The 1893-nt window shown below is 35.0% G+C and carries 1 protein-coding gene and 1 pseudogene; both read right to left on the bottom strand.

What is annotated here, in order from left to right:
* Positions 1 to 100: pseudogene (locus PVV60_RS10380) on the bottom strand (BA14K family protein); the annotation flags it as partial.
* Between the two features lie 783 nt (positions 101 to 883).
* Positions 884 to 1893 (bottom strand): helicase-related protein (locus tag PVV60_RS10375; protein WP_273724659.1); only part of this gene is annotated, 1010 nt, incomplete at its 5' end.

The following is a 1893-nucleotide window of genomic DNA, read 5'->3' as shown; positions in this document are numbered from 1 at the left end:
TATGATACCATGTCATATCCGCAAGCGTTGCATTTAGCGGCATCAAAACGGTTGCTGTTGACATTGCTGATAATACCGCTAACCTGATCATCTTTTTCATCATGATGCTCCTTGAGTAAATTCGTATTTTTCACATCCTACACGTTTCAAACTGAATAGAGCCTGAACAATTTTGGACTTTATTGTGAAAAAATAAATGAAAATTCATTTAATTAAATCTATTGCAGATAAAGTAAAATAAAATCATGACAGAATTTTGATTTCAATTAATGTACTCTGCTTGAGGTTAATTAATAAGTTTGTATTGAAAGTACATGATTTTTTACTATTGGATATAAACTCTTTATTTAGGGATAATTTTTGTATCACTTGATGCAATATGAATTGAACAATAGATGTATGAATAAAAGTTATCATTTTTTATCATAGACTTATGATAATATGATAAAGTCTTGTTTTACTTTGTTTGTGTGATAGAACAGTGTCCTATTTGAATATTCTCTTGTGAGGATAAATAATATTTGAGTTCGATGTCAGAGTATAACTGTATAAAGATAATATCTATATAAAGATAACATATTGTGAGCAATTTTTTGATATATCTATATATCAGATACTCTCTTTAAATTTGTCTGCTTTTTTAGAGTTTAGAAGTTTTTTACATTTTTAGGGATTTTTTATAACGCGGTTTAACAAGAAAAATTGCTTAAAAAGTCAATAAATTTTAGGCATTTTTTGTAAAATGTTCTCTCTTATGGTGTTTTTGACAAATGAGAGCACCCTTGATGTTTGAGGTTGTCTATTTTTCGGATAATGCTGTTTGCTTTGAGCTTTAGTCTTTTTTTAGATGAGCTGAAGATTATTTTAGGCGGTTTGAAATTTTCTACTTCTTTGTTGATTGCGTTTTTTGTCGTTTTATTGTTGCTTGATTAGGAGTGTTTTTACGAGATTTTCCTTTTCGACTTTCCAAAATACCAGTGTCCATGGTTGGTCCCATGTGTGCAAGGTCTGGTTTGGAGAAAAGACTTGGTTGTAACACGGGCTCATGGGTGGATTGTTCGCTATGATGTGTTAAGGGGGGCTCAGCGATTTCTAGTTCTATCTTTTGTAATTGTTTTATTTCATCGCGAAGTCGCGCTGCTTCTTCAAAATTGAGATCAGCAGCTGCTTCATGCATTAATTTTTCAAGGTGTTTAATATGAGAAGCTAAATTTTTGCCAACCATATTTTTTTTCTCGATGACATCAGGAATATTTGTGCGAATATGGTTGTTTTCATAGCCTGAATTGAGAATATCTCCGATATTTTTTTTGATACTTTTCGGTGTGATATGGTGTTCTTCATTGTAGGCTATTTGTTTTTGTCGACGTCTTTGTGTCTCCTGTAAGGCTCGTTCTATGGAGGCTGTGATTGTATCTGCATAGAGGATAACACGGCCATCTACGTTACGTGCAGCACGTCCGATTGTTTGTATAAGGGAGGTTTCAGAGCGCAAAAAGCCTTCTTTATCGGCATCTAGAATGGCAACAAAACCACATTCTGGAATATCTAAGCCTTCTCGGAGCAAGTTGATACCGATGAGGACATCAAAGGTGCCAAGCCGCAGATCGCGTAGAATTTCAATGCGTTCTAATGTATCAATGTCAGAATGCATATAGCGTACGCGAATATCTTGTTCGTGGAGATATTCAGTTAAGTCCTCGGCCATACGCTTTGTGAGAACTGTCACCAATGTACGGTAGCCTTTTTGAATTGTTTTACGAATTTCATTCACAACATCATCGACTTGATTTCTGGCTGGACGAACCTCTGTTGGTGGGTCAACAAGCCCTGTTGGACGAATAATTTGTTCTGCAAAAGTGCCGTGAGATTGTTCTATTTCCCAGCGTCCTG

It is taken from the genome of Bartonella sp. AU18XJBT (genome assembly GCF_028618595.1).
Classification (GTDB): Bacteria; Pseudomonadota; Alphaproteobacteria; order Rhizobiales; family Rhizobiaceae; genus Bartonella.
Note: the sequence above shows the minus strand (reverse complement) of the source record. Positions and strands in the feature narration are given on the sequence as shown.